Source organism: Pseudarthrobacter sp. PH31-O2 (assembly GCF_030063265.1).
Classification (GTDB): domain Bacteria; phylum Actinomycetota; class Actinomycetes; order Actinomycetales; family Micrococcaceae; genus Arthrobacter.
Genome location: NZ_JASIST010000004.1, coordinates 228,534 through 253,860, shown reverse-complemented (window position 1 = coordinate 253,860; position 25,327 = coordinate 228,534). Strand labels below are relative to the sequence as shown.

At 62.7% G+C, this 25,327-nt stretch carries 36 protein-coding genes; 5 read left to right on the top strand and 31 right to left on the bottom strand.

What is annotated here, in order from left to right:
• Positions 1-20 precede the first annotated feature (20 nt).
• Positions 21-1,682 carry a sensor histidine kinase gene (locus tag QMG72_RS08875; RefSeq protein ID WP_226774741.1) on the top strand — a complete coding sequence of 554 codons (1,662 nt, stop codon included), beginning with the start codon at positions 21-23 and terminating at the stop codon, positions 1,680-1,682.
• Here QMG72_RS08875 and QMG72_RS08870 read toward each other — a convergent pair.
• The 8 genes from QMG72_RS08870 to QMG72_RS08835 all read right to left on the bottom strand — a co-directional run bounded on the left by QMG72_RS08870 (position 1,679) and on the right by QMG72_RS08835 (position 6,917).
• Entirely contained in the window at positions 1,679-2,587 is a 909-nt protein-coding gene (locus QMG72_RS08870) for a tRNA pseudouridine synthase A (RefSeq protein ID WP_226774742.1), read from the bottom strand. The two genes, QMG72_RS08875 and QMG72_RS08870, sit on opposite strands and share 4 nt — an antisense overlap.
• 31 nt (positions 2,588-2,618) lie before the next feature.
• Positions 2,619-3,176 carry a 50S ribosomal protein L17 gene (rplQ, locus tag QMG72_RS08865; protein ID WP_253032186.1) on the bottom strand — a complete coding sequence of 186 codons (558 nt, stop codon included), beginning with the start codon at positions 3,174-3,176 and terminating at the stop codon, positions 2,619-2,621.
• Positions 3,177-3,251: 75 nt separating this feature from the next.
• Positions 3,252-4,262: a DNA-directed RNA polymerase subunit alpha gene (locus QMG72_RS08860; RefSeq protein ID WP_024366109.1), complete on the bottom strand. Its 1,011-nt coding sequence runs from the start codon at positions 4,260-4,262 to the stop codon at positions 3,252-3,254.
• A gap of 131 nt (positions 4,263-4,393) precedes the next feature.
• Entirely contained in the window at positions 4,394-4,795 is a 402-nt protein-coding gene (gene rpsK, locus QMG72_RS08855) for a 30S ribosomal protein S11 (RefSeq protein ID WP_018773682.1), read from the bottom strand.
• A gap of 41 nt (positions 4,796-4,836) precedes the next feature.
• Positions 4,837-5,211, bottom strand: a complete 375-nt coding sequence (gene rpsM / locus QMG72_RS08850) for a 30S ribosomal protein S13 (RefSeq protein WP_024366110.1) — start codon at positions 5,209-5,211, stop codon at positions 4,837-4,839.
• A gap of 174 nt (positions 5,212-5,385) precedes the next feature.
• Positions 5,386-5,499: a 50S ribosomal protein L36 gene (gene rpmJ, locus QMG72_RS08845; RefSeq protein ID WP_009358722.1), complete on the bottom strand. Its 114-nt coding sequence runs from the start codon at positions 5,497-5,499 to the stop codon at positions 5,386-5,388.
• Positions 5,500-5,567: 68 nt separating this feature from the next.
• Complete coding sequence (infA, locus tag QMG72_RS08840; protein ID WP_011775571.1) at positions 5,568-5,789, bottom strand: translation initiation factor IF-1; 222 nt, start codon at positions 5,787-5,789, stop codon at positions 5,568-5,570.
• A gap of 177 nt (positions 5,790-5,966) precedes the next feature.
• Positions 5,967-6,917: a P1 family peptidase gene (locus QMG72_RS08835; protein WP_283480278.1), complete on the bottom strand. Its 951-nt coding sequence runs from the start codon at positions 6,915-6,917 to the stop codon at positions 5,967-5,969.
• Positions 6,918-7,150: 233 nt separating this feature from the next.
• Between QMG72_RS08835 and QMG72_RS08830 the strand changes: the two genes are divergently transcribed.
• The 3 genes from QMG72_RS08830 to QMG72_RS08820 all read left to right on the top strand — a co-directional run bounded on the left by QMG72_RS08830 (position 7,151) and on the right by QMG72_RS08820 (position 10,439).
• A complete protein-coding gene (locus QMG72_RS08830) occupies positions 7,151-8,101 on the top strand; it encodes a carbohydrate ABC transporter permease (RefSeq protein WP_226774745.1) in 951 nt (316 codons plus the stop codon).
• The gene (locus tag QMG72_RS08825) at positions 8,098-9,018 is read left to right on the top strand and encodes a carbohydrate ABC transporter permease (protein WP_502934654.1); all 921 of its coding nucleotides are present in this window, start codon (positions 8,098-8,100) and stop codon (positions 9,016-9,018) included. The genes QMG72_RS08830 and QMG72_RS08825 overlap by 4 nt, the downstream gene beginning before the upstream one ends.
• 74 nt (positions 9,019-9,092) lie before the next feature.
• Complete coding sequence (locus QMG72_RS08820) at positions 9,093-10,439, top strand: ABC transporter substrate-binding protein (protein WP_226774746.1); 1,347 nt, start codon at positions 9,093-9,095, stop codon at positions 10,437-10,439.
• Between the two features lie 86 nt (positions 10,440-10,525).
• Here QMG72_RS08820 and map read toward each other — a convergent pair whose 3' ends face one another.
• From map to rpsJ, 23 genes are all read right to left on the bottom strand, one after another.
• A complete protein-coding gene (map, locus tag QMG72_RS08815) occupies positions 10,526-11,353 on the bottom strand; it encodes a type I methionyl aminopeptidase (protein ID WP_283480276.1) in 828 nt (275 codons plus the stop codon).
• 103 nt (positions 11,354-11,456) lie between these two features.
• Entirely contained in the window at positions 11,457-12,026 is a 570-nt protein-coding gene (locus QMG72_RS08810) for an adenylate kinase (RefSeq protein WP_226774812.1), read from the bottom strand.
• A 5-nt stretch (positions 12,027-12,031) separates the two neighbouring features.
• Positions 12,032-13,342: a preprotein translocase subunit SecY gene (secY, locus tag QMG72_RS08805; RefSeq protein ID WP_253032183.1), complete on the bottom strand. Its 1,311-nt coding sequence runs from the start codon at positions 13,340-13,342 to the stop codon at positions 12,032-12,034.
• Positions 13,343-13,527: 185 nt separating this feature from the next.
• A complete protein-coding gene (gene rplO, locus QMG72_RS08800; RefSeq protein WP_058931722.1) occupies positions 13,528-14,022 on the bottom strand; it encodes a 50S ribosomal protein L15 in 495 nt (164 codons plus the stop codon).
• Positions 14,023-14,229 (bottom strand): 50S ribosomal protein L30, encoded by a 207-nt coding sequence (gene rpmD, locus QMG72_RS08795; protein WP_160664304.1) that lies wholly within the window; start codon positions 14,227-14,229, stop codon positions 14,023-14,025.
• 3 nt (positions 14,230-14,232) lie between these two features.
• Positions 14,233-14,916 (bottom strand): 30S ribosomal protein S5, encoded by a 684-nt coding sequence (gene rpsE, locus QMG72_RS08790; RefSeq protein ID WP_226774750.1) that lies wholly within the window; start codon positions 14,914-14,916, stop codon positions 14,233-14,235.
• Positions 14,917-14,942: 26 nt separating this feature from the next.
• Positions 14,943-15,326, bottom strand: coding sequence for a 50S ribosomal protein L18 (rplR, locus tag QMG72_RS08785; protein ID WP_024366121.1), 384 nt, complete (start codon positions 15,324-15,326; stop codon positions 14,943-14,945).
• A 2-nt stretch (positions 15,327-15,328) separates the two neighbouring features.
• Positions 15,329-15,865, bottom strand: coding sequence for a 50S ribosomal protein L6 (gene rplF, locus QMG72_RS08780; RefSeq protein ID WP_226774751.1), 537 nt, complete (start codon positions 15,863-15,865; stop codon positions 15,329-15,331).
• An 18-nt stretch (positions 15,866-15,883) separates the two neighbouring features.
• Positions 15,884-16,282 carry a 30S ribosomal protein S8 gene (gene rpsH, locus QMG72_RS08775; RefSeq protein WP_024366123.1) on the bottom strand — a complete coding sequence of 133 codons (399 nt, stop codon included), beginning with the start codon at positions 16,280-16,282 and terminating at the stop codon, positions 15,884-15,886.
• A gap of 94 nt (positions 16,283-16,376) precedes the next feature.
• Complete coding sequence (rplE, locus tag QMG72_RS08770) at positions 16,377-16,958, bottom strand: 50S ribosomal protein L5 (protein WP_226774752.1); 582 nt, start codon at positions 16,956-16,958, stop codon at positions 16,377-16,379.
• Complete coding sequence (gene rplX, locus QMG72_RS08765) at positions 16,958-17,317, bottom strand: 50S ribosomal protein L24 (protein ID WP_226774753.1); 360 nt, start codon at positions 17,315-17,317, stop codon at positions 16,958-16,960. The genes rplE and rplX overlap by 1 nt, the downstream gene beginning before the upstream one ends.
• A 3-nt stretch (positions 17,318-17,320) precedes the next feature.
• The gene (gene rplN, locus QMG72_RS08760) at positions 17,321-17,689 is read right to left on the bottom strand and encodes a 50S ribosomal protein L14 (protein ID WP_024366126.1); all 369 of its coding nucleotides are present in this window, start codon (positions 17,687-17,689) and stop codon (positions 17,321-17,323) included.
• Between the two features lie 366 nt (positions 17,690-18,055).
• On the bottom strand, positions 18,056-18,364 hold the full coding sequence (gene rpsQ / locus QMG72_RS08755) for a 30S ribosomal protein S17 (RefSeq protein ID WP_136321879.1): 309 nt from the start codon (positions 18,362-18,364) through the stop codon (positions 18,056-18,058).
• Positions 18,361-18,690, bottom strand: a complete 330-nt coding sequence (gene rpmC / locus QMG72_RS08750) for a 50S ribosomal protein L29 (protein ID WP_269461899.1) — start codon at positions 18,688-18,690, stop codon at positions 18,361-18,363. Before rpmC ends, rpsQ begins: the two co-directional genes overlap by 4 nt.
• Positions 18,691-18,692: 2 nt before the next feature.
• Entirely contained in the window at positions 18,693-19,109 is a 417-nt protein-coding gene (gene rplP / locus QMG72_RS08745; protein WP_024366129.1) for a 50S ribosomal protein L16, read from the bottom strand.
• Entirely contained in the window at positions 19,110-19,955 is an 846-nt protein-coding gene (gene rpsC, locus QMG72_RS08740) for a 30S ribosomal protein S3 (RefSeq protein WP_226774754.1), read from the bottom strand. It lies immediately after the preceding gene.
• A complete protein-coding gene (gene rplV / locus QMG72_RS08735) occupies positions 19,956-20,321 on the bottom strand; it encodes a 50S ribosomal protein L22 (RefSeq protein WP_069949298.1) in 366 nt (121 codons plus the stop codon).
• Between the two features lie 38 nt (positions 20,322-20,359).
• Positions 20,360-20,641, bottom strand: coding sequence for a 30S ribosomal protein S19 (gene rpsS, locus QMG72_RS08730; protein WP_018773666.1), 282 nt, complete (start codon positions 20,639-20,641; stop codon positions 20,360-20,362).
• 12 nt (positions 20,642-20,653) lie between these two features.
• Positions 20,654-21,493, bottom strand: a complete 840-nt coding sequence (gene rplB / locus QMG72_RS08725; protein ID WP_226774755.1) for a 50S ribosomal protein L2 — start codon at positions 21,491-21,493, stop codon at positions 20,654-20,656.
• Between the two features lie 29 nt (positions 21,494-21,522).
• Positions 21,523-21,828: a 50S ribosomal protein L23 gene (gene rplW / locus QMG72_RS08720; RefSeq protein ID WP_056425233.1), complete on the bottom strand. Its 306-nt coding sequence runs from the start codon at positions 21,826-21,828 to the stop codon at positions 21,523-21,525.
• Positions 21,825-22,448, bottom strand: coding sequence for a 50S ribosomal protein L4 (gene rplD, locus QMG72_RS08715; protein ID WP_056425230.1), 624 nt, complete (start codon positions 22,446-22,448; stop codon positions 21,825-21,827). Before rplD ends, rplW begins: the two co-directional genes overlap by 4 nt.
• A 4-nt stretch (positions 22,449-22,452) precedes the next feature.
• On the bottom strand, positions 22,453-23,103 hold the full coding sequence (rplC, locus tag QMG72_RS08710) for a 50S ribosomal protein L3 (protein WP_024366134.1): 651 nt from the start codon (positions 23,101-23,103) through the stop codon (positions 22,453-22,455).
• Between the two features lie 17 nt (positions 23,104-23,120).
• Positions 23,121-23,429 carry a 30S ribosomal protein S10 gene (rpsJ, locus tag QMG72_RS08705; protein ID WP_038464699.1) on the bottom strand — a complete coding sequence of 103 codons (309 nt, stop codon included), beginning with the start codon at positions 23,427-23,429 and terminating at the stop codon, positions 23,121-23,123.
• Positions 23,430-23,880: 451 nt separating this feature from the next.
• Between rpsJ and QMG72_RS08700 the strand changes: the two genes are divergently transcribed.
• The gene (locus QMG72_RS08700) at positions 23,881-25,320 is read left to right on the top strand and encodes a GH1 family beta-glucosidase (RefSeq protein ID WP_283480269.1); all 1,440 of its coding nucleotides are present in this window, start codon (positions 23,881-23,883) and stop codon (positions 25,318-25,320) included.
• The last annotated feature ends 7 nt before the right edge of the window (positions 25,321-25,327 follow it).

Genomic DNA, 25,327 nt, shown 5'->3' with positions numbered 1-25,327 from the left:
GAGGAAGGAGTAAAGCTTCAGTGAGTGAACAGCAACTGGTCCGAAGGGTGGACGGCTACTTCAGTGCCTTGGGGCCTCGGGTGCGGTCGCTGGCCTGCCAGCTGCCGCTGGCGGTGGCCATGGCCGTCGTCGTCCTGGCATCACCCGCCAGCTGGCAAGGGCTCTTCAGCGATCCGGTGTTTCTTTTCGCCGTGGCACTGCACACACTGGCCCTGCTGGCATGCGTTGTGGTGCCGTGGGAACGTCTCGGACGGCTTGCCACGCTGATGATCCCACTTCTGGACCTCATCGCGATCGGGTTCAGCGGCAGCCCCGGGGGCCTGTCCAGCGTCGGCGTGCTGTCCATCCTGCCGGTGGTCTGGATCTCCAGCTCCGGCTTGCCCACAGCCGCGTGCCTGTCCATCAGCTTCTTCGGGCCGCTTCTGGCCGTCCTGCCGTGGATCCCGGCCAACGCCGCCGGGCCGGACCGGATCGCAGCGCTGCTGCTCCTGCCGGGCACGGCACTTGCCGTGTCGGTCGCCCTGCGCTTCGCCCGCCTTCGGGTGCACCAGGAGCAACGGCGAATCCAAGCCCAAGAGGCCCAGCTGCACGCCTTGCTTGCTGCCAGCAGGGAACGCGAGCGGCTTCTCAAAACCATCCTGGACACTGTCGATGTTGGCATCGTCGCCGTCAACGCCGCGGGCAGCCGCCTGCTGACCAACAGCTGGCAAACGGCGTTGGAGGAGTCCGCCACCCCTGCCGGCGCCGCGAAGGGTACGGACGAGTCACGGCTGCTGCTCACCGGGCAGGACCCTGAGACACCCCTCGCCCCGGAACGACGGCCGCTGCGGCGGGCGGCCTCCGGCGAGACTTTCGCGGACTACCTGGTGCGCTTTGGCGAACCCCCCGGCAGCCGGGTGGTCTCCACTGGCGCGCGGCCACTCAGGGACGACGACGGCGGATTCTGCGGCTCCGTCGTGGTGTTCACCGAGGTCACCGGACTGGTGGAGGCCCTCGCCGTCAGGGACGACATCGTCTCCACCGTCTCACATGAGTTCCGCACCCCGTTGACCTCGATCATCGGCAACCTGGACTTGGTCCTCGGTGATTCCGCGGAGCTCTCCACCACCACCGAGCGGCGGGTCGAAGTGGCCCAACGCAACGCCGAGCGCCTGCTGGCCCTTGTCTCGGACCTGTTGATGTCCGCGACCGCGACCGTCTACGTCCATCCGCGCCGGACTGACCTGACCAGCCTTGTGGAAGCGAGCCTCGGCTCGGCCCAAGCCCACGCCCACGCGTCCCGGGTCTTGCTGACCATGGACCTGCCGGACCCGCTCTGGGCCGATGTTGATCCGCTGCGGATCAGCCAGGCCCTGGACAACCTCGTCTCCAATGCCATTAAGTACTCACCCGGCGGCGGCAGCGTCCACGTCTCCGCCAGTACGGCGGAGGGGCTGGTGCTGCTGCACGTGGAGGATGCCGGAATGGGGATGACCGCCAGCGACGCCGAACGGATCTTCACCCGGTTCTTCCGCAGCCCGGCGGTTCGTGAGGGCCCGATCCCCGGGGCCGGGCTGGGCCTGTCCATCACCAAGGCGATCATTGAGGGCCACGGCGGTTCCCTTAGCTGCACGACGCGTCCGGGCTGCGGGAGCACCTTCACCATGGTTCTGCCCGCCGAGGCCGCCCCGCCGGCCTTCTAATCCACTGCGGGCTGCTCTCGGCGCAACGCCCGGGTCAACTCGGCCCTAGCCAGCAACCCGCTCGCCGAGGGATAGGCCACTTCCTCCAGCACCAGCGGATGCGGGGCAGCCAGCACGGATTTGGCATCACGCTGGCGGGCCATCAGCCGCTCGAAGAGCCAGTCCGGCGTCTCGATGCCGGCCCCCACGAACAGCGCTGATCCAACCAACGACCTGACCATGTTGTGGCAAAACGCATCCGCCTGGACCGTGGCCACTAATACCCCGTCGGCACCGCGGGCGAACTCGAAGCGCTGGAGCTCCCGGATGGTGGTGGCGCCCTGCCGCGGTTTGCAGTACGAACGGAAATCCTGCAGGCCCAGCAACTGGGAGGCACCCTCGTTGAGCAACCCGACGTTCAACTGTTCCGGGTGCCACAGGGTGGAGGTCCGCCCCAGTGGATCCCAAAGCGCAGGCCCGTCAGCAATCCGGTAGCTGTAGCGGCGCCAGAGCGCTGAGAACCGGGCGTCAAAGCCCTCCGGGGCGATGGCGACCCTATGGACCTCGATGGCGCCGGTGAGGTCGCCGAGACCACGGCTTAGGGAGCCGCGGAGGCGGCGGAGCAGGGCCACTGCGGGGTCCAGTTCCACGCCGCGGTTCAGGCCCGTCCACTCTGCCGCGCTGAGGTCAACGTGCACCACCTGTCCGCGTGCGTGCACCCCGGCATCGGTCCGCCCGGCGACGGTGACCCTGACGGGCCGGCGGATCAGCATCGCAATGGCGTCCTCGAGCGTGCCCTGGACAGTTCGCCGGCCGGGCTGGACGGCCCACCCGCTGAAGGGCCCGCCGTCGTACGCAAGATCCAGCCGGATACGCAAAAACCCGCCGCCCCCTCGGACGGGGGCAACGGGTTTCTGGTCGTTCATAGACATAAGTCTAGGCGAAGAAGTCAGCGAATTACTTCGCGTCCTTGGACTCTGCGGCGGCTTCCTCAGCGGCCGGAGCCTCTTCGGCAGCAACTGCTTCGGTCTCGGTGACCTCGGCGGCCGGAGCCTCTTCGGTCTCGGCAGCGTCGGTCTCAGCAACCGGGGCCGCCTTGTCGGCGTCGCGCTTGGCGGCGGAGGTAGCCTCGGCTACGACTGCCTGCTTCGCGGAAACCGGCTCGAGAACCAGTTCAATGACAGCCATGGGAGCGTTGTCGCCCTTACGGTTGCCGATCTTGGTGATGCGGGTGTAGCCGCCGTTGCGGTTCTCCACTGCCTGCGCAATGTCGGTGAACAGCTCGTGGACGATGCCCTTGTCGCTGATCAAACCGAGTACACGGCGGCGGGAAGCCAGGTCGCCGCGCTTGGCGAAAGTCACCAGGCGCTCGGCGTACGGCTTCAGTCGCTTGGCCTTGGTCACCGTGGTGGTGATCCGCTTGTGCTCGAACAGTGCGGCGGACAGGTTCGCGAGCATCAGGCGCTCGTGACTTGCTCCGCCTCCGAGGCGCGGACCCTTAGCGGGGGTAGGCATAATAGTTTCTCCTCATATGGAAGCCGTTGGGCTGCGCACCGTGGTGCATCCAGCCGGCAGGCCAAGATCTGTTTGTTAGAGCTCGTCGTCGCTGAACGCGGCGTCGTCCTCTTCAATTGCTGCGGCGCGTGCTGCGAGGTCAAATCCGGGAGGGGAGTCCTTGAGGGACAGGCCCAGTTCAACAAGCTTTGCCTTGACCTCATCAATGGACTTCGCACCAAAGTTACGGATGTCCATCAGGTCAGCCTCGGAGCGGGCAACGAGTTCACCCACGGTGTGGATGCCCTCACGCTTGAGGCAGTTGTAGGAACGGACGGTGAGGTCCAGATCCTCGATCGGCAAGGCCATGTCTGCTGCCAGCGCAGCATCCGTCGGCGACGGGCCAATCTCGATACCTTCAGCTGCGGTGTTCAGCTCGCGGGCCAGACCGAACAGTTCCACCAGGGTGGTACCTGCCGAAGCAACCGCATCGCGCGGGGCGATGGCCTGCTTGGTCTCGACGTCGACAATCAGCTTGTCGAAGTCAGTGCGCTGCTCAACACGGGTAGCTTCCACGCGGAAAGTAACCTTCAGCACCGGCGAGTAGATCGAGTCGACCGGGATGCGGCCAATCTCGGAGTCGCCGGACTTGTTCTGAGCTGCCGAAACGTAGCCGCGGCCGCGCTCGATGGTCAGTTCGAGTTCGAACTTGCCCTTCGAGTTCAGTGTGGCAATGTGCAGATCCGGGTTGTGGAATTCGACGCCGGCCGGCGGAGCGATGTCCGCGGCCGTGACGACTCCCGGGCCCTGCTTGCGCAGGTAGGCAACAACCGGCTCGTCGTGCTCGGAGGAGACCGAGAGGTTCTTGATGTTCAGGATGATCTCAGTGACATCTTCCTTGACACCCGGAACCGTGGTGAACTCGTGCAGCACGCCATCGATCCGGATGCTCGTGACAGAGGCACCGGGGATGGAGGAGAGCAGGGTACGGCGGAGGGAATTTCCGAGGGTGTAACCAAAACCAGGCTCCAGCGGTTCAATGATGAAACGGGAGCGGTTGTCGGAGACTACCTCTTCGGAGAGGGTGGGGCGCTGTGCAATGAGCACTTAGGTTTCCTTTCGGCGAGCATCCGCTATATGACGCAACACAGGTGGTGGAAAGATCGGTCTGAAGACTTAACGCGCCCGGGCTTGCCCGGACCTTTGACGGTCCGGGCAAGCACCGGTGGGGCAAAGCCTTAGACGCGGCGGCGCTTCGGCGGACGGCAGCCGTTGTGGGCGCTGGGGGTGACATCCTGGATGGATCCAACCTCAAGGCCAGCGGCCTGCAGTGAACGGATTGCCGTTTCGCGTCCCGAGCCCGGGCCCTTGACGAATACGTCAACCTTGCGCATACCGTGCTCCTGTGCACGCTTTGCGGCGGCTTCGGCGGCCATCTGGGCGGCGAACGGGGTGGACTTACGTGAGCCCTTGAAGCCAACCTCGCCGGAGGAAGCCCAGGAGATGACAGCACCATTCGGGTCCGTGATGGAAACGATGGTGTTGTTAAAGGTGCTCTTGATGTGCGCCTGGCCCAGCGCGATATTCTTTTTGTCCTTCTTACGCGGCTTGCGAACCGCGCCACGAGTCTTCGGGGGCATTTTTTCTCCTACAGAAAGTTATCGGGTGGAAGACGGGCGGTTTAGCGCGTCTTCTTCTTGCCTGCGACGGTGCGCTTCGGGCCCTTGCGGGTACGTGCGTTCGTCTTTGTACGCTGTCCGCGCACTGGCAGGCCCTTGCGATGGCGAATACCTTCATAGCTGCCGATTTCCACCTTGCGGCGGATATCTGCTGCTACTTCGCGGCGAAGGTCACCTTCAACCTTGTAGTTGCCTTCAATGTAATCACGCAGCTGGACGAGCTCGGCGTCGGACAGGTCCTTGACCCGAACGTCCGCGCTGATGCCGGTGGCAGCCAGGGTTTCGTGTGCACGGGTCTTGCCCACGCCGTAGATGTAAGTAAGCGCAATTTCCAACCGCTTTTCGCGGGGAATGTCTACGCCAGCGAGACGAGCCATAGAGGCAGTGCTCCTTGAATAAACCGGAGGTCGTAGGCAGTACACCCGCACGGTGCGTGCGGCCCCAGCCTCCGACCGGGGGTTAGCTGTCCGGGCCCATACGTCCCAGATCAGCTTGTGCTGCCTTTTATTTACTTGCGTGGGTTAGCAACCCAGGATTTCCCGAAAGGGAAATTAGCCCTGGCGCTGCTTGTGGCGCGGGTTCTCGCAGATCACCATGACCCGGCCATTACGGCGGATCACTTTGCACTTTTCGCAGATCTGCTTGACGCTCGGCTTGACCTTCATGGCGTTCCTTTGCGTGTTGCAGTGGTCAGCTGGACCGGCCTTCGGCTGTTGCCTTGGCCGTCCAGTGTTTACTTGTAGCGGTAGACGATACGACCACGTGTCAGGTCGTACGGGCTCAGCTCCACCACTACCCGGTCCTCAGGGAGAATCCTGATGTAGTGCTGGCGCATCTTTCCAGAGATGTGTGCCAGAACGACGTGCTTGTTGGTGAGCTCAACGCGAAACATCGCGTTAGGCAGCGCCTCAGTCACAACGCCCTCGATCTCAATGACCCCGTCCTTCTTGGCCATACCCTCCGCTAACTGTTGTTTGCCGCAGCCCTTCCGGTTGCACCGGAAATGACCACGGACGTTTTTGATTGATTGGCTGATGCCTCCCGGCCACAAAAGGGCACAACAGGGCAGACAACCAACAGACAACACTACGGCATTGCCGCCGAAATGTTAAATCCAGCCATCGTAGCGCACTCAGCGTCCGTATGCACCAAAGTGGCCCGCCGGAGTGCTCACGGCCCGCGCGCTGGCGATCCCGTCCAGGATCGCCAGGCGGACGACGTCGGCAGCCGCACTTTGCAGGCTGATCAGGCTCCCCTGCCGAGCCGCCTCGCTGCTGCGGTCCAGCGACAGGGCGCCGGTGGCGAGGCAAAAGACGGTGTCGCCGTCGGCCAGGGTGTGGCTGGGATACAGTGCCCGCGCCAGACCGGCATGCGCCGCCGAAGCGGTGCGTTTGCATTCGGCTTTGTCCAGGACCGCATTGGTGGCTACAACGGCAAGGGTGGTGTTGAGCGGCGGCGCAGCCGTGGCTTTCGCTTGCCGATCAGTGATCGCGCCGGAACCCTCGTAGGGCAGGCCCAGGGCGTTAACTACGGCGAGGGCCCCGACCACGACGCCGTTCTCCAGCGTGATCGAGGCTGTGCCTATGCCGCCCTTATAGGTCCCCCGGCCAATGAGGGCGCCGGTGCCGGCGCCTACGTTGCCTCGTTCGACGGCGTGCCCTTCAGTGCGGCCGGCCGCGTCCGCTGTGGCCGCGTAGCCCATGGCGGCGTCCGGGCGGGCAGCAAAGTCGCCGCCGCGGCCAAGGTCGAAGATTGCCGCCGCCGGCACGATTGGGACCAGTCCGCCGGGCACGGTTAACCCGCGGCCGTGCTCCTCGCACCAGCGCTGGGCCCCGCCGGCGGCGGCCAGGCCGTAGGCGCTCCCTCCGGTGAGTACGACGGCGTCAACGGTGCGGGTCAGGGTTGTGGGGTCCAGCGCGTCGGTTTCATGCGTTCCTGGGCCGCCGCCGCGGACGTCGACGGAGCCCGCAGTGCCGGCCGGAGCGAGCACCACCGTCACCCCGCTGAGCCACCCGGCGGCCGTCCTTTCCGTGTGGCCCACCCGGATTCCCGGCACGTCCGTGATCGAAGTGATTGCAGTCATGGGTCCATTGTGCGCGCAGCCGCCGTGAACATGACCGGCGCACATCACACGGTCCCGGGCGAACTTTGTGTAATACTGCAACCAACATTAGGTAAACGGGCACGGAAGCCTGCCAAAACAATGCTCCGACCGGGGCTTGATCGGGGTTCCGCCCACCACCTGTGTGGTGAAGTGTTGTTGATCCCCCGCCCACTTGCCTGCCATCGGCAGGCCCGGATCCGTTAGAGACCCCTATGACACGACAATTGACCGAGAGTCCTCCGGCTATCGCCCGGACTGTCGCACCGGACCCGCGCCGGGGACGCTGGTCCAACCGGACCCGCCGGGATTTTATGGTCTTCCTGGCGCTGGCCCTGCCAAACCTTGCACTGATAGCGGTGTTTACCTACCTGCCGCTGATCAATAACATCTACTACTCCACGCTTGACTGGACCCTTGGCTCCGCTTCCGCCACGGTCGTCGGCTTCGACAACTACATCAACTTCTTCACCAGCGCCGACGCCGCCAAGGTCCTGGGGACCACCGCCGTCTTTACCGTTATCACCGTTGGCGGCTCCATGGTCCTCGGTTTGCTGGTAGCCCTCGCGTTGAACTCCAAAGTCCGCGGAACCACCTTCGCCCGGTCCGCCGTCTTTGCCCCCTACGTGCTCAGCGGTGTGGGCGTTGGGCTGGTCTGGCTGTTCATCTTTGATCCCGGCTACGGCGTGCTCGCCTGGCTGCTGCGAGGCTTCGGCCAGCAGAGCCCCCAGTGGATCAACGACCCGCAACTGTCCCTGGTGATGGTCATCATCGTCTATGTCTGGAAAAACCTCGGCTACTGCGCCGTCGTCTACCTCGCCGGGTTGCAGTCGCTCCCCCAGGATGTGATGGAGGCCGCCTCCCTGGACGGCGCCAACGGTTTCCGCCGCTTCGTCAGCATGTCGGTTCCGCTGCTCTCTCCCACAACCTTCTTCCTGCTGATCACCACAATGCTCAGCTCCCTGCAGGCCTTCGACCTGATCCGGATCATGACCCCGCTGGGCAACGGCACCAGCACCCTGATTTACGAGGCATACCTGCAGGCTTTCGGTGCCTTCAACCGGGCCGGCTACTCCGCCTCAATCTCCGTGATCCTCTTTGGCATCCTGCTCATCATCACCGTGCTGCAGGTGCGGTTCGTCGAACGGAAGGTGCACTACTCGTGAGCACACTCTCGCCCGTGAATCCCGATCCCCCGGCCGCAGCCGCCTCCGGCACCGAGGCTGAGGTGCCGCGCCAGCGGCCGTTTTCCCGCGCCAACCTGGTGCAGACAATCGCCGGCGGCTACGTCCCCCTCATCCTCGGCACCCTCGTCGTGGTCCTGCCACTGCTATGGATGGTCCTCAGTTCCCTCAAGCAACCCGGTGAAATCATCACCATGGACCTCAAGCTCCTGCCGGAGAGCGTAAACCTGGACAACTACCGCGTTGCGATGACCACCGTGCCGTTTGCCCAGTTCTTCCTCAACAGCCTGATTGTGACTACCGTGGGCGCCACCGTGAAGGTGATCCTGGCCATCCTGACCGCCTACGCCCTGGTTTTTGTGCGCTTTCCCTTCAAGAACGCCATTTTCATTCTTATCCTGGTCGCGCTGATGGTGCCGCCGCAGGTTTCGATCCTGCCCAACTACATCCTGATCGCGGGCATGGGCGGAAAAAACACGCTGTGGGGCATCATCCTGCCCGGACTCGGCACCGCCTTCGGCACCTTCCTGCTGCGCCAGCATTTTATGACGCTGCCCGGCTCCATCCTGGAGGCTGCCGAGATCGACGGCGCGGGCCACTGGCGCCGGCTGTGGCAGGTCGTTGTCCCGGTCTCCGGCCCCTCCATCGCTACCGTCGCCCTGGTCACAGTGGTGAGCGAATGGAACGACTACATCTGGCCCCTTATCATTACCGACCGGCCGGAAACCATGACACTGCCCGTCGGCCTGACGCTGTTGCAGAACTCGGAAGGAAACGGCTCCGGCTGGGGCATCCTGATGGCCGGCGCCGTACTGGTCATTGTGCCCATCCTCTTGGTCTTTGCCGCCCTGCAGCGCTATATCGTCGCCGGCCTCACCCAGGGCAGCGTCACCGGATGACACAGCGCTCGAAAGTTCCCCTGCCCACAACGTCTACACCGTTCAACGAGTCAGCATCATCGAGAGGATCCACCATGGCATCGAATCTTGGCCGAAGGCACTTCCTGGGACTGGCCGGCGCAGGCGCCGGCGCCGCTGCGCTGTCTGCCTGCGGCGGCCCGTCCACCGGCGGCACTGCGGCAGCAACCACCGCCGCCGACATCGACTTCAACGGCGTCAAGCCGGCAGCTTCGATCGATTTCTGGAGCAACCACCCGGGCAAGTCCCAGGACGTGGAAAAAGCCATGATCGACAAGTTCCAGGCCAAATTCCCGGAGATCAAAGTCAACCTCGTCACCGCCGGGGCGAACTACGAGGAAATCGCACAGAAGTTCCAAACATCCCAGGCCGCCAAGTCAGGCCTTCCGGGCCTTGTGGTGCTCTCCGATGTCTGGTGGTTCCGCTACTACACCAACGGCAACATCATCCCGCTGGACAGCCTGGTCAAGCAGCTGGACATCAAGGTGGGGGATTTCCAAAAGTCCCTGGTCGCCGACTACCAGTACGAGGACAAGCAGTGGGCGCTCCCCTACGGCCGCTCCACCCCGCTGTTCTACTACAACAAGGACCACTTCAAGGCAGCCGGGCTGCCGGACCGCGCGCCGAAGACGTGGCAGGAATTTGCCGAGTGGGCCCCTAAGCTGCAGGCCAGCTCCGGCGCCCAGTATGCCTACATTTACCCGGCCCTGGCCGGGTACGCCGGCTGGACACTGCAAAATAACCTGTGGGGTTGGGGCGGCAGCTGGTCCAATGAATGGTCCATCAACTGCGATTCCGCCGAGTCGGTCGCCGCGCTGCAGTGGGCCCAGGACTCCATCTTCAAGGACAAGTGGGCAGGCGTCTCCTCCAAGGAAGCTGCCGACGACTTCGCCGCGGGCATTACCTCATCAACGATCTCCTCAACGGGTTCGCTGCTGGGGGTCCTGAAGTCCGCGAAGTTTAATGTCGGCGTCGGCTACCTCCCGGGCGGACCCAAGAACGAGAGCCCTGTGTGCCCCACCGGCGGTGCGGGATTGGGCATCCCCAGCGGCGTCAGCAAGGAGGTCCAGCTCGCAGCAGCCATGTTCCTGAAGTTCATTACGGAACCGGAAAACACGGCAGACTTCTCCGCGGCCACCGGCTACATGCCCACCCGGACGTCCGCGGACATGACCGCTGTTCTCGCTGCCACCCCGCAGATCAAGACAGCCATGGACCAGCTCGCCGTGACGCGCGTGCAGGACAACGCGCGGGTGTTCCTGCCCGGCGCCGACCAGGAAATGGCCAAGTCCGCCGCGGCGATCCTCACCCAGCAGGGCGATGTCCAGGCGACAATGACGGCACTCAAAAGCACCTTGGAAGGGATCTACACCAAGGACGTGAAGCCTAAACTCAAGAGCTAAGTCCCTCCCACCCAACTGGCTCGCAGTTGTGGCCGTTTTGAGCACTCATAACGGCCACAACTGCGAGCTACTTGGGTTAAGCGGGTTTAGGGAATCGGGACGGGCACGACGCCGAACGGTGCCAGCTTCGCCGCTCCCCCGTCCGGCGCGGACAGAACCCAGATGCCCTTCTCGTGGACCGCAACGGAATGTTCCCACTGGCAGGACCGTTTGCCGTCGGTGGTCACGACTGTCCAGTCGTCGTCCAGGACAGCGGTTTCGATGCTGCCCCGGACCAGCATGGGTTCGATGGCCAGGCACAGCCCGGGACGGATCTTCGGTCCGCGGTGAGTGGTGCGGAAGTTCGGTACGTCCGGGGCCATATGCATTTCGGAACCGATGCCGTGGCCCACATAGTCCTCGAGGATGCCCAAAGCCTTGCCGGCCACGGAGGAAACGTAATCGTCGACGGCGTTGCCGATATCGCCGACGAACTTCCCGGTCGCGAGGGCGGCAATCCCATGCCACATTGCGCTCTCGGTGACGTCGGAGAGCCTCTGGTCCTCAGGATCGGCCGTGCCCACGATAACGGTTCGCGCGGAGTCCGAGTGCCACCCGTCCAGGATCGCGCCGCCGTCGATCGAAAGGATATCCCCGTCCGCCAGGACGCGGCCGCCGGGGATGCCGTGCACTACTTCCTCGTTGACCGAGGTGCAGATGGTGGCGGGGAACCCGTGGTATCCGAGGAAATTCGATGTGGCACCAGCGTCCTTGAGGACGGCGGCGAACACAGCGTCAAGGTCTTTGGTGGTCTTCCCCGGGGCGGCCGCCGCTGTCGCGGCGTCAAGGGCCCGGCTGAGGACGAGCCCGGCCTGGTGCATTGAACGCATCTGGGCGTTGGTCTTGTATTCGATGCGTGGCTGGCCGAATGCCATCCGCAACTTCCTTTCGGTGGGGCCGGCCGCCCCGATGGGCGGATGGCCAAATGGCTGAGGCCCCTCCCGGTTTACGGGAGGGGCCTCAAGGTTCATGATCCGGTCAGGCCGACTGGGCCGCTTTGATCGCTTCCATCACACGGTCGGTGACCTCGTCGATGCCGCCAATGCCATCAACACGGGTCAGGATGCCACGCTCGGCGTACTTGGCGACGACGGCTTCCGTCTGGCCGTGGTACAGGTCGAGGCGGTGCCGGATGACGGCTTCGTTGTCGTCGGAGCGTCCGGTTTCCCTGGCGCGGCCCAGCAGGCGGGTGACAAGCTCCTCGTCGTCGGCCGTCAGCTGCAGGACGACGTCAAGCTTCTGGTCCCCTTCGGCGAGGATCCCGTCGAGGTAGTCGACCTGCGCTGTGGTCCGCGGGTAGCCGTCGAGGAGGAAGCCGTTCCCGACGTCGCCCTCCTGCAGCCGGTCGCGAACCATCTTGTTGGTCACGCTGTCCGGGACAAAGTCGCCGGCGTCCATGTACTTCTTGGCTTCGATGCCCAGCGGCGTCTCACCCTTGACGTTGGCGCGGAAGATATCTCCCGTGGAGATCGCAATAACGCCGAGGCGCTCAGAAATGCGTTCCGCCTGCGTACCCTTGCCGGATCCGGGAGGTCCGATAATCAACATTCTCGTCATCGCAAAAGCCCTTCGTAGTGACGCTGCTGTAGCTGCGCGTCAATCTGCTTGACGGTCTCCAACCCGACGCCGACCATAATCAGGATCGACGTACCACCGAACGGGAAGTTCTGGTTGGCGTTGATCAGGACCAGGGCGACCAGCGGGATAAGTGCCACAAAAGCGAGGTAAATGGCACCGGGAAGCGTGATCCTGGCAAGCACGTACTGCAGGTAATCTGCAGTCGGCTTGCCGGCACGGATACCCGGAATGAAGCCGCCGTACTTCTTCATGTTCTCAGATACTTCTTCAGGGTTGAAAGTGATCGCAACATAGAAGTAAGTGAAGAACACAATCATGGCGAAATAGAGCGCCATGTAGACGGGGTGGTCACCGCGGACCAGGTTGTTGTTGATCCACTCCACCCAGGGTGCCAGCTGCTCGCCGGGCTTGGGCTGGTTGAACTGCGAGATCAGGCCCGGCAGGTACAGCATCGACGAAGCGAAGATGACGGGAACGACGCCGGCCATGTTCACCTTGATCGGGATGTAGGTACTGGTGCCCCCCACGGTGCGGCGGCCGATCATGCGCTTGGCGTACTGCACCGGGATGCGCCGCTGGGACTGCTCCACAAAGACCACGGCGGCCACCGTCAGCAATCCGATGACCAGGACCAGGAAGAAGGTGCCCGGACCCTTGGAGGTCCAGATGGCACCCAGGGAGCCGGGGAAGCTGGAGACGATCGAGGTGAAGATGAGCAGCGACATGCCGTTGCCAACACCCTTTTCGGTCACAAGCTCGCCCATCCACATGATCAGGCCGGTGCCGGCCGTGAGCGTGATGATGATCAGGATGGTGGTCACGATGCCGGTGTCCGGGATGATCGGCAGCTGGCAGTTGGGCAGCAGTTGGCCGGAGCGGGCCAACGACACCAGGGTCGTGGCATTCAACAGGCCCAGCGCGATCGTAAGGTAACGCGTGTACTGCGTCAGCTTCGATTGGCCGGAGGCACCTTCTTCGTACAACATCTGGAACCGGGGAATAACCACCCGGAGCAGCTGGACGATGATACTGGCCGTGATGTAGGGCATGATGCCCAGGGCGAAGACGGACACCTGCAGCAGCGCACCGCCGCTAAACAGGTTGACGAGCTGGTAGATACCGCCCGAGGTCTGACCGTTCTGCAAGCATTGCTGGACATTCTGGTAGCTCACACCGGGCGAGGGGACAAAGGCACCCAAGCGGAAGATGGTGATGATTCCCAGCGTGAACAACAACTTGCGTCGCAGATCAGGCGTGCGAAAGGCCCGGCCAAATGCGCTAAGCAAGCGTCCTCCTGAGTATTAAGTAAAGTCGTGTGAGGCAGGTCAAATAAACCCAACAACCGAGTCTAACGGGTGGACGCGCCCTGCGAACAATCGCCGGACCGGGAAACGAGAAAAACTCCCGGCAGCCGGGGCCGAAGCCCCGGCTACCGGGAGTTTTCACAACGGGCAACTGCCCCGCCGCCTCCTTAGAGGGCGGTGGTGCTTCCGCCTGCTGCGGCAATCTTCTCTGCGGCGCTGGCCGAGAATGCGTGCACGGTGACGTCAACCTTGACGGTGATGTCACCGGTGCCCAGCACCTTGACGGGCTGGTTCTTGCGAACCGCACCCTTTTCGACCAGGTTCTCCACGGTGACTGCGCCACCTTCCGGGAACAGCTCGTTGAGCTTGTCCAAGTTTACTACCTGGAACTCAACCCGGAACGGGTTCTTGAAACCGCGCAGTTTCGGCAGGCGCATGTGCAGCGGCAACTGGCCGCCGGCAAAGCCAGCCTTGATCTGGTAGCGGGCCTTCGTACCCTTGGTACCGCGACCAGCGGTCTTACCCTTGGAACCTTCGCCACGACCAACACGGGTCTTGGCGGTCTTGGCACCCGGGGCGGGACGCAGGTGGTGAACCTTCAGTGCGTTCTGCTTCTCAGCAGCGGCGCCCTGTGCCTTTTCGGCGGTGTTCTTCTCTGCCATTTACTTCGCCTCCTCTACCTTTACCAGGTGCGGAACCGTGTTGAGCATTCCGACGGTCACGGCGTCGGCGGTGCGGACAACGGTGTGTCCGATCCGCTTCAGGCCGAGGGACCGAAGGGTGTCGCGCTGGTTCTGCTTGCCGCCAATGGCGGACTTGATCTGAGTGATCTCCAACTGTGCGTCGGAGACAAGCACGTTCTTAGCCAAGACTCAGACACCTGCCTTCTGGTTCAAAAGCGCCTTCACCATTGCCGGCGGAGCGATCTCGTCGAGCGGGAGGCCGCGGCGTGCTGCCACTGCTGCCGGCTCTTCGAGGCGCTTCAGCGCGTCAACGGTCGCGTGCACGATGTTGATGGCGTTGGAAGATCCGAGCGACTTGGAGAGGATGTCGTGGATGCCCACGCACTCCAGTACTGCACGGACCGGACCGCCGGCGATCACACCGGTACCGGCGGAAGCCGGACGCAGCATAACAACGCCTGCGGCGGCTTCACCCTGAACGCGGTGCGGGATGGTGCTGCCGATGCGGGGGACGCGGAAGAAGGACTTCTTGGCTTCTTCGACGCCCTTCGCGATGGCGGCAGGAACTTCCTTAGCCTTGCCGTAGCCAACGCCGACCATACCGTTGCCGTCACCGACGACGACGAGGGCGGTGAAGCTGAAGCGACGACCACCCTTGACGACCTTGGAAACACGGTTGATGGTTACGACGCGCTCTACGAACTGGCTCTTTTCGGCTTCACGGCCACCATCGCGGCCACCACGGCCACCACGGTCGCCACGGCCCTGGCCGCGGTCGCCACGCTCGCCGCGACGAGCGCCACCACGGGCGCCGTCAGCGGCAGCAGCAGGCGCAGCGGTCTCAGTTGCCGGAGCAGCTACAGCTTCAGTCACCTGAATGTCCTTTTCGTTATTTTCGGTCACAGTGCCAGCCCACCTTCACGTGCGCCGTCAGCGACGGCGGCGATCCGGCCGTGGTACTTGTTACCACCGCGGTCGAAGACAACTGCTTCGATACCGGCAGCCTTGGCACGCTCGGCGACGAGCTCGCCAACGCGCTTGGCCTTGGCAGTCTTGTCACCGTCGAATGCACGAAGGTCGGCTTCCAAAGTGGAGGCGCTCGCTACGGTCAGGCCCTTGCTGTCATCAACAACCTGGACGAATACGTGGCGTGCGGACCGGTTGACGACCAGACGAGGACGTACAGCCGTTCCGGAAATGCGCTTGCGGATACGAAGCTGGCGACGGCTGCGCTGGGCAGACTTGCTCTTGTTCGTACGCTTCTTGTTAATTGCGATCGCCATGGTTACTTACCAGCCTTTCCGACCTTGCGGCGGATGACTTCGCCTGCGTAGCGGATGCCCTTGCCCTTGTAGGGGTCCGGCTTCCGCAGCTTGCGAATGTTGGCAGCAACCTCGCCGACCTGCTGCTTGGAGATACCTGAAACAGAGAGCTTGGTCGGGGTCTCTACTGCAAAGGTGATGCCGTTCGGTGCCGTGATGTTAACCGGGTGGCTGTAGCCCAGAGCGAACTCCAGGTCAGTTCCCTTTGCCTGAACGCGGTAACCGGTACCGACAATTTCAAGCTTCTTCTCGTAGCCTGCGGTGACACCCTGGATCATGTTGGCGATCAGGGTGCGGGTCAGGCCGTGCAGCGAACGTGAGGCGCGCTCATCGTTCGGGCGGGCGACGGTCAGGGTGCCATCTTCCAGGGAAACCTCGATCGGGCTGGCCACAGTGTGGCTCAGCTCGCCTTTGGAACCCTTGACGCTGACGACAGAGCCGTCAACCTTGACCTCAACGCCGGCAGGAACGGTGATGGGGAGACGTCCAATACGTGACATTATTCTCTTCCTTTCCCGTTACCAGACGTAAGCGAGGACTTCGCCGCCCACGCCCTTCTTGCCGGCCTGCTTGTCAGTCAAGAGGCCGGAAGAGGTGGACAGGATTGCGACACCCAGGCCACCGAGCACGTGCGGCAGGTTGGTGGACTTTGCGTAAACGCGCAGTCCCGGCTTGGAAATACGACGAACGCCAGCGATTGAACGCTCGCGGTTCGGACCGAACTTGAGCTCGAGGGTCAGCTTCTTGCCAACCTCCGCGTCTTCTTCTTTCCAGGAGGCGATGTAACCCTCGGCCTTCAGGATGTCGGCAACGCGTGCCTTGAGCTTGCTGTACGGCATAGACACGGATTCGTGGTATGCCGAGTTTGCGTTGCGCAGACGCGTAAGCATGTCTGCGACGGGATCTGTCATTGTCATGGTGGGCTCTTGCCCTTCCTCATAACGGTTTCCACCGTGCTGGGCAGCCGAACAAGTTCGGAACCAGCACGGACGGACCTTTTACGTAGCTAGATTAATCTTCGGTCTTGAACGGGAAGCCAAGCGCCTTGAGCAGCGAGCGGCCTTCGTTGTCGGTCTTGGCAGTGGTTACGACGGTGATGTCCATGCCGCGAACGCGGTCGATGGAATCCTGGTCGATCTCGTGGAACATAACCTGCTCGGTCAGACCGAAGGTGTAGTTGCCGTTGCCGTCGAACTGCTTGCCGCTGAGGCCCCGGAAGTCGCGGATACGCGGCAGAGCCAGCGTGACCAGACGGTCCAGGAATTCCCACATACGGTCCCCACGCAGAGTTGCGTGTGCACCGATCGGCATGCCTTCGCGCAGCTTGAACTGCGCGATCGACTTGCGGGCTTTGGTTACCTGCGGCTTCTGGCCGGTGATCAGGGTCAGATCGCGGACAGCGCCGTCGATCAGCTTGGAGTCCTTGGCGGCATCTCCAACACCCATGTTCACAACGACCTTCACCAGACGGGGAACCTGGTTGACGTTCTCGTACTTGAATTCCTCAACGAGCGTGCTCTTGATGGAATCCGCGTACTTGGTCTTCAGACGAGGAACGATCTTGCTTGCCGGAGTCTCGAGAGTCTCAGTCATTAGATGTCCTTCCCTGAGCTCTTGGCCACGCGAACACGCACTTCGCGCTTCACGCCATCGCGCTCAACGGTCTCGGTGCGGAAACCGACGCGGGTGGGCTTTTTGGTGGACGGGTCAACCAGTGCCACGTTGGAGATGTGGATCGTAGCCTCGACGACTTCGATGCCACCGGTCTTGGTGCCGCGCTGCGACTGACCGACCTTGGTGTGCTTGGTTACGCGGTTGATACCTTCGACCAACACGCGGTTGGACTCGGGGTATACGCGCAGAACCTTGCCCTGCTTGCCCTTGTCACCGCCGCGCTCAGCCTTGGCACCGGTGATGACCTGAACCAGGTCGCCCTTTTTGATCTTAGCCATGGACTAAAGCACCTCCGGAGCCAGAGAAACGATCTTCATGAACTTCTTATCGCGAAGTTCACGACCAACCGGTCCGAAGATGCGGGTACCGCGGGGGTCACCGTCAGCCTTCAGGATCACAGCTGCGTTCTCGTCAAACTTGATATAGGAACCATCCGCACGGCGGCGTTCCTTCTTGGTACGGACGATGACAGCCTTGACGACGTCGCCCTTTTTTACGTTGCCGCCCGGAATTGCGTCCTTGACGGTAGCGACGATTACGTCGCCAATGCCTGCGTAGCGACGGCCAGATCCACCGAGAACGCGAATGGTAAGGATTTCCTTAGCACCCGTGTTGTCGGCGACCTTGAGTCGCGACTCCTGCTGAATCACTATTTACTCCTTGCGTCGCGCGGGTTCTCAGACCGAAAGTCTTCCTACGGAATGAGCCTTGCGGAACGGTTGATCGGGGTGTCTCTTGACCTGCCTGGATTTTGCCAGACCAGGCCTAAACTCCCGTGCCAAAAACATTTGCTTCCCTGATGAATCCCGACGGGTCGGGGCAGCAGGGGGCACTATGCCGTGGCACGCTTGTTTACGAGTTTGATGACAGCGCACAGAGGGCGCCATACAAACTCAAAATCTTAGCACGTTTCAGGCGTATCCCCATATCACGGCAGCGACCCCGGCGGGAAACGGAGAAACCCCCGCGCCCAGAAGGGAACGGGGGTTTCTCGACTCACAGCGAGGCTGCAGGTGTTACTTGGCCTTCTCGAGGATCTCCACCAGACGCCACCGCTTGGTAGCGGAGAGCGGGCGGGTCTCGGCGAGGAGAACGAGGTCGCCGATGCCGGCGCTGTTCTCTTCGTCGTGAGCCTTGATCTTCGTGTTGCGGCGAAGGACCTTGCCATAGAGGGCGTGCTTCACACGGTCCTCGACCTGGACAACAATGGTCTTTTCCATCTTGTCCGAGACCACGTAGCCGCGCTTCGTCTTACGGTCACCGCGCTCGTCAGCCGTAGCTGCGCCGGAAACAGTTTCCGTCACGTTCTCGTCCTTTTCACTCACTTGGTGTCCTCCTCAGTCTCAACCGTTTCAGCCTTGTCGGCCTTCTTGGTTGCAGCTTTCTTGGACTTCTTTTCTTCCTTGGCTTCCACAACCGGTGCGGCAACCTCGGCACGAATGCCCAGCTCGCGCTCACGGAGAACGGTGTAGATGCGGGCGATGTCCTTCTTTACCGCGCGCAGCCGACCGTGGTTCTCCAGCTGACCGGTGGCGGACTGGAAACGCAGGTTGAACAGCTCTTCCTTGGCCTTACGGAGTTCCTCAACGAGTCGCTCGTTGTCGAAACCGTCCAGCTGTGCGGATGCAAGTTCCTTGGATCCTACTGACATTTCTATTCACCACCTTCGCGACGCAGAATGCGTGCCTTCAACGGGAGTTTGTGGATCGCCAGGCGCAGTGCCTCGCGGGCCGTTTCTTCATCGACCCCGGAGATCTCAAAGAGAACCCGGCCCGGCTTGACGTTTGAGACCCACCATTCCGGAGAACCCTTACCGGAACCCATGCGGGTTTCGGCCGGCTTCTTCGTCAGCGGACGGTCCGGGTAGATGTTGATCCAGACCTTGCCGCCACGCTTGATGTGGCGGGTCATCGCGATACGGGCAGACTCGATCTGACGGTTGGTGACGTATGCCGGGCTCAGAGCCTGGATACCCCACTCACCGAAAGAGACCTTCGTGCCGCCCGTTGCAGCGCCGGAACGACCCGGGTGGTGCTGCTTACGGTGCTTGACTCGACGTGGGATAAGCATTTAAGCCTGTCCTCCTTCTACTGACTGCGCCGTGCCTGCGGCTCCGGCTTCAACAGCCGGAGCTTCGGCAGCAGCGGGTGCAGCCTCAGCCGGGCGATCGTTACGACGACGGCGGTCACCACGGTCAGCGCCGCCCGGGCGGCCCGGACGATCGCTGGCACCACGGCCGCGGGACGGAGCAGCAGCAGCCTGCTGAGCCAGTTCCTTGGCGGTGACGTCACCCTTGTAGATCCAGACCTTCACGCCGATACGGCCGAAGGTGGTCTTGGCCTCGTAGAAGCCGTAGTCGATGTTCGCGCGGAGGGTGTGCAGGGGCACACGGCCTTCGCGGTAGAACTCCGAGCGGGACATTTCTGCGCCGCCCAGTCGACCGGAGCAAGCGATCCGGATGCCCTTGGCACCGGCACGCTGTGCGGACTGCATGGCCTTCTTCATCGCACGGCGGAAAGCCACGCGGGAAGTCAGCTGCTCAGCAACGCCCTGGGCAACAAGCTGGGCTTCCATCTCGGGGTTCTTGACCTCGAGGATGTTCAGCTGAACCTGCTTGCCGGTGAGCTTTTCGAGCTCGCCGCGGATGCGGTCTGCTTCTGCACCGCGGCGGCCGATAACGATGCCCGGACGTGCAGTGTGGATATCCACACGGACACGGTCGCGGGTGCGCTCGATTTCAACCTTGGCGATACCGGCGCGCTCCATGCCCGTGGACATAAGCTGGCGGATCCGGATGTCTTCGCGAACGAAGTCCTTGTACCGCTGGCCGGGCTTGGTGCTGTCAGCAAACCAGTGCGATACGTGATCGGTGGTGATGCCGAGTCGGAACCCGTGCGGGTTAACTTTCTGTCCCACTTAGCGAGCCTCCTCTTTCTCCGGGGTAGCGACTACCACGGTGATGTGGCTCGTGCGCTTCTTAATCTGAAATGCACGACCCTGGGCTCGCGGCTGAAACCGCTTCATGGTCGGGCCTTCATCAACATACATTTCGCTGATGATGAGGTCACCCTCGTCAAACGCCACGCCGTCACGGTCCGCGAGGACCCGGGCGTTGGAGATTGCCGACTGAACTACCTTGAATACCGGCTCCGAAGCTGCCTGCGGGGCAAACTTCAGAATTGCCAGAGCCTCATTCGCTTGCTTACCACGAACAAGGTTGACGACGCGCCGGGCCTTCATAGGCGTTACGCGGATGTGACGCGCAATTGCCTTGGCTTCCATTGCTTTCCTTCTCTCGTCTTTGACGTAAGTGCAGGCGCCTAGCGGCGCTTGCCCTTACGGTCGTCCTTGACATGGCCGCGGAATGTCCGCGTGGGAGCGAATTCGCCGAGCTTGTGCCCGACCATCGACTCAGTGACAAACACGGGGATGTGCTTGCGTCCGTCATGTACGGCGATCGTGTGACCGAGCATGTCGGGGACGATCATCGAACGGCGGGACCAGGTCTTGATGACGTTTTTGGTGCCCTTTTCGTTTTCCCTGGCTACCTTTACAAAGAGGTGCTGGTCAACGAAGGGACCTTTTTTCAGGCTGCGTGGCATGTGTCCAGGCTCCTATCGCTTGTTCTTGCCAGTACGACGGCGACGAACAATAAGCTTGTCGCTCTCTTTGTTGGGACGGCGGGTGCGGCCTTCGCGCTTACCGTTCGGGTTGACGGGGTGACGTCCACCGGACGTCTTACCCTCGCCACCACCATGGGGGTGGTCGACCGGGTTCATGGCGACACCACGGACGGTCGGGCGAACGCCCTTCCAGCGCATACGGCCGGCCTTACCCCAGTTGATGTTCGACTGCTCGGCGTTGCCGACCTCGCCGACGGTTGCGCGGCAGCGCACGTCAACGTTGCGGATTTCGCCGGAAGGCAGACGCAGCTGGGCGAAGCGGCCTTCCTTTGCCACGAGCTGGATCGATGCGCCGGCAGAGCGGCCCATCTTGGCGCCGCCACCCGGACGCAGTTCAACTGCGTGGATAACGGTACCCACCGGGATGTTGCGCAGCGGAAGGTTGTTGCCGGGCTTGATATCAGCGTCGGCACCTGCTTCCACCGTGTCACCCTGGGACAGCTTGTTCGGGGCGATGATGTAACGCTTGGTGCCATCAACGTAGTGGAGGAGTGCGATGCGAGCCGTGCGGTTCGGATCGTACTCGATTTCGGCAACGCGGGCGTTGACGCCGTCTTTGTCGTGGCGACGGAAGTCGATCAGACGGTACTGGCGCTTGTGTCCACCACCCTTGTGACGGGTCGTGATCTTACCGGTGTTGTTACGGCCACCCTTTTTCGGGAGGGGACGTACCAACGACTTTTCCGGCGTCGACCGCGTGATTTCAGTGAAGTCCGCTACGCTCGAGCCGCGACGGCCCGGGGTAGTCGGCTTATATTTACGGATTCCCATAATTTATTTCCTCGTTAAAGTGGTCTCCGCTACGAGAGCGGACCGCCGAAGATGTCGATAGTGCCTTCTTTGAGGCTCACAATTGCACGCTTGGTGTTCTTGCGGGTACCCCATCCGAATTTGGTGCGCTTGCGCTTACCGGCACGGTTGATGGTGTTGATCGAGTCGACCTTGACGGAGAAGATTTTCTCCACGGCCAGCTTGATCTCGGTCTTGTTCGAGCGGGGGTCCACCAGGAAGGTGTACTTGCCCTCGTCGATCAGGCCGTAGCTCTTTTCCGAGACGACGGGTGCAAGCACAACGTCGCGCGGATCCTTGAGGGTGGCTGCACTCACTTGGCATCCTCCTGGTTCTTTGCCACTGCCCGGTCAGCAACGAATGCTTCGTAGGCAGCCTTGGTGAAGACAACGTCATCGGAGACGAGAACGTCGTAGGTGTTCAGCTGGTCTGCGTACAGAACGTGAACATCCGTGAGGTTACGCACGGAGAGTGCAGCAACGTCGTTGGCGCGCTCGATGACAACGAGCAGGTTCTTACGCTCGGAGACACCTCGCAGGGTTGCCAGTGCTGCGCTGGAGGACGGCTTGGTGCCGGCTACCAGTTCAGCGACGACGTGGATGCGGCCGTTACGGGCGCGGTCAGAGAGAGCGCCGCGCAGTGCAGCAGCAATCATCTTCTTGGGGGTGCGCTGGCTGTAGTCACGCGGCGTGGGGCCGTGGACAACGCCACCACCGGTCATGTGAGGAGCACGGATTGAACCCTGACGGGCGCGGCCGGTGCCCTTCTGCTTGAACGGCTTGCGACCTGCACCGGAAACCTCGGCGCGGGTCTTGGTCTTGTGGGTACCCTGGCGAGCAGCAGCGAGCTGGGCAACGACGACCTGGTGCAGCAACGGCACGTTGGTCTGTACGTCGAAGATCTCTGCAGGCAGGTCAACCTTGACAGTGCTAGTCATTGAACTAGGCTCCCTTCACGGCGGTGCGTACGAGTACGACCTGGCCGCGGGCGCCGGGGACGGCGCCCTTGATCAGGAGCAGCGACTTCTCGACGTCAACCGCGTGGACCGTGAGGTTCAGCGTGGTGTGACGAACGGCGCCCATGCGGCCGGCCATTTTCATGCCCTTGAAGACGCGGCTCGGGGTGGATGCGCCACCGATGGAACCGGGCTTGCGGTGGTTCTTGTGTGCACCGTGGGAAGCTCCAACGCCGTGGAAGCCGTGACGCTTCATTACACCGGCGAAGCCCTTGCCCTTGGTGGTGCCAACAACGTCGATCTTCTGGCCGGCTTCGAAGAGCTCTACGGAGAGCTCCTGGCCCAGCTCGTAAGAGTCAGCATCTGCAGTGCGCAGTTCGACGACGTGGCGGCGAGGCGTGACGCCTGCCTTTTCAAAGTGACCAGCCAGCGGCTTGGTGACCTTGCGGGGATCGATCTGGCCGTAGCCGATCTGAACGGCGACATAGCCATCAGTGTCTGCATTGCGCAGCTGCGTGATGACGTTGGAGTCAGCCTGGACCACAGTGACGGGGATGAGCTTGTTGTTCTCGTCCCAGACCTGGGTCATGCCGAGCTTCGTGCCCAGCAGGCCCTTTACGTTACGGGTTGCGGTCATAGTCTCTCAGCACCTCCCTAGAGCTTGATTTCGATGTTCACGTCGGCCGGCAGGTCGAGACGCATAAGCGAATCAACAGCCTTGGGCGTGGGGTCGATGATGTCGATCAGACGCTTGTGAGTACGCATTTCGAAGTGCTCACGGCTGTCCTTGTACTTGTGCGGAGAGCGGATGACGCAGTAGATGTTCTTCTCCGTCGGCAGCGGCACAGGGCCTACTACCGTGGCGCCTGCGCGCGTGACCGTCTCAACGATCTTCCGTGCTGAAACGTCAATGACCTCGTGGTCGTATGACTTCAGCCGGATGCGGATTTTTTGTCCCGCCATGTCGCCTGACTCTCTTTCAGTTAGTGCTGCTCCAGTGAGGGCTGCTCTGTTTACTTGCGTGTTGCATGTGGCTGCCGAGGCAATTGAAGTCGTAACTACCACCCGCCGCACAAGCTGAATCCGGACAAATCCGGGTTCCTCAACCTGCCGGCGTAACCGACCCCCGCGGTCGGGCGTGTCGCGCTTTTCACGCATACACATCCGCAGTTCCATGGGGAGTGGGTTATGTTTGGTCTCCTACTTGGACCCTGACACCCGGCATTATCCGGATCGGGACGCGAAAGAGCGCTTGAACAACTCATCTAGTATGCCGGAATTTATGGGCAGAAGCGAATCGGCAGCCGCGGCGGGCGGTCCGGGCACCGCGCCAGCGGCAGTCTCTCAGCCCGGTCGACGCCGGAACGGATGGACACTCATTGCCTTCAGCAGGCAGCGTGGGGATGATGGGCAGATGACCGTGCAGGATGCTGTGGCGCTGCAGGCTCTTGCCGACCGCTTGAGCCCGGATTTCCTGTTGGGCGTCGCCTCGGCCGCCTTCCAGATCGAAGGTTCGCTGGACGCCGGCGGCCGCGGCCCCTCCGGCTGGGACGCCTTTGTCCAGAAACCAGGCAGCATCCGGGACGGCCACTCCCCCGCCGTCGCCTGCGACCACTACAACCGCACTCCCGAAGACGTCGAGCTGATGCGCACTCTCGGCGTCGACTCCTACCGCTTCTCGCTCTCCTGGCCCCGCATCCAGCCGGCGGGGTCCGGGCCGTTCAACACCGAGGGGCTGGACTTCTACGACCGGCTCATTGACCAGCTGCTCGCGGCCGGCATCGCTCCGATGGCGACCTTGTACCATTGGGACACTCCGCTGCCGCTCGAACACCGGGGCGGCTGGCTGAACCGCTCCACAGCGGAGCGCTTCGCGGAGTACAGTGCGGCCGCCGGCCGCCGGTTCGGTGATCGCGTTTCACAGTGGGTAACGCTGAACGAACCGGCATCCGTGACGCTCAACGGCTACGCCCTGGGGGTGCACGCGCCGGGCCGGGAGCTGCTCTTTGACTCCCTGCCCGCCGTCCACCACCAGCTGTTGGGCCACGGCCTCGCCGTACAGGCGCTGCGGGCCGAGGGAGTTGCCGGCGCCGTGGGTGTCACCAACCTGCACTCCCCGGTGCGGCCGGCCGGCCGGTCGGTCACGGACCGGATGCTTGCCGACATCTTTGACCTGGTCCTTAACCGGGTCTATGCGGATCCGATCCTCCTGGGGCGGTACCCGAAGGTCCCCCTGATCGCGAGGCCCTGGTTCCGCGCACTCGGCAATGCCTCCGACGACGACCTCCGGACCATCCACCAGCCCCTCGATTTTTACGGGCTGAACTATTACTATCCGGTGAAGGTCGCGACCGGACGCGGCCAGGGCGACACCCCTGCGGGCAACGTGGACGCCATGCTGAAGATGCCCTTCCACCTGGTGGCATTCCCGGAGTACCCGACCACTGGATTTGGCTGGCCGGTGGCACCGGAGTACCTGGGCCTGCTGCTCCGTGAGCTGAAAGACCGCTATGGAGCAGCGCTGCCCCCGCTGTATATCACCGAAAGCGGCGCCAGCTTTCCGGAGCCCGACCACGTCTCCGGCGCCATAGCGGATGCGGACCGGATCAAATACATCGCGGCCCATCTGGGCCATGCCCTGGATGCGACGGCGCCTGGCGGCGTCGCCGAGGACGTTGAACTGCTTGGTTACTACGTGTGGACCCTGATGGACAACTTTGAATGGGCGGCCGGCTATTCTCAGCGCTTCGGCCTGATCCACGTGGATTTTGACACCCAGGAGCGCACGCCCAAGGACTCGTTCTACTGGTATCAGGCACTAAGCCGGGCCCGGAAAGGTCGATCCGATCCCTAGCCCGCCG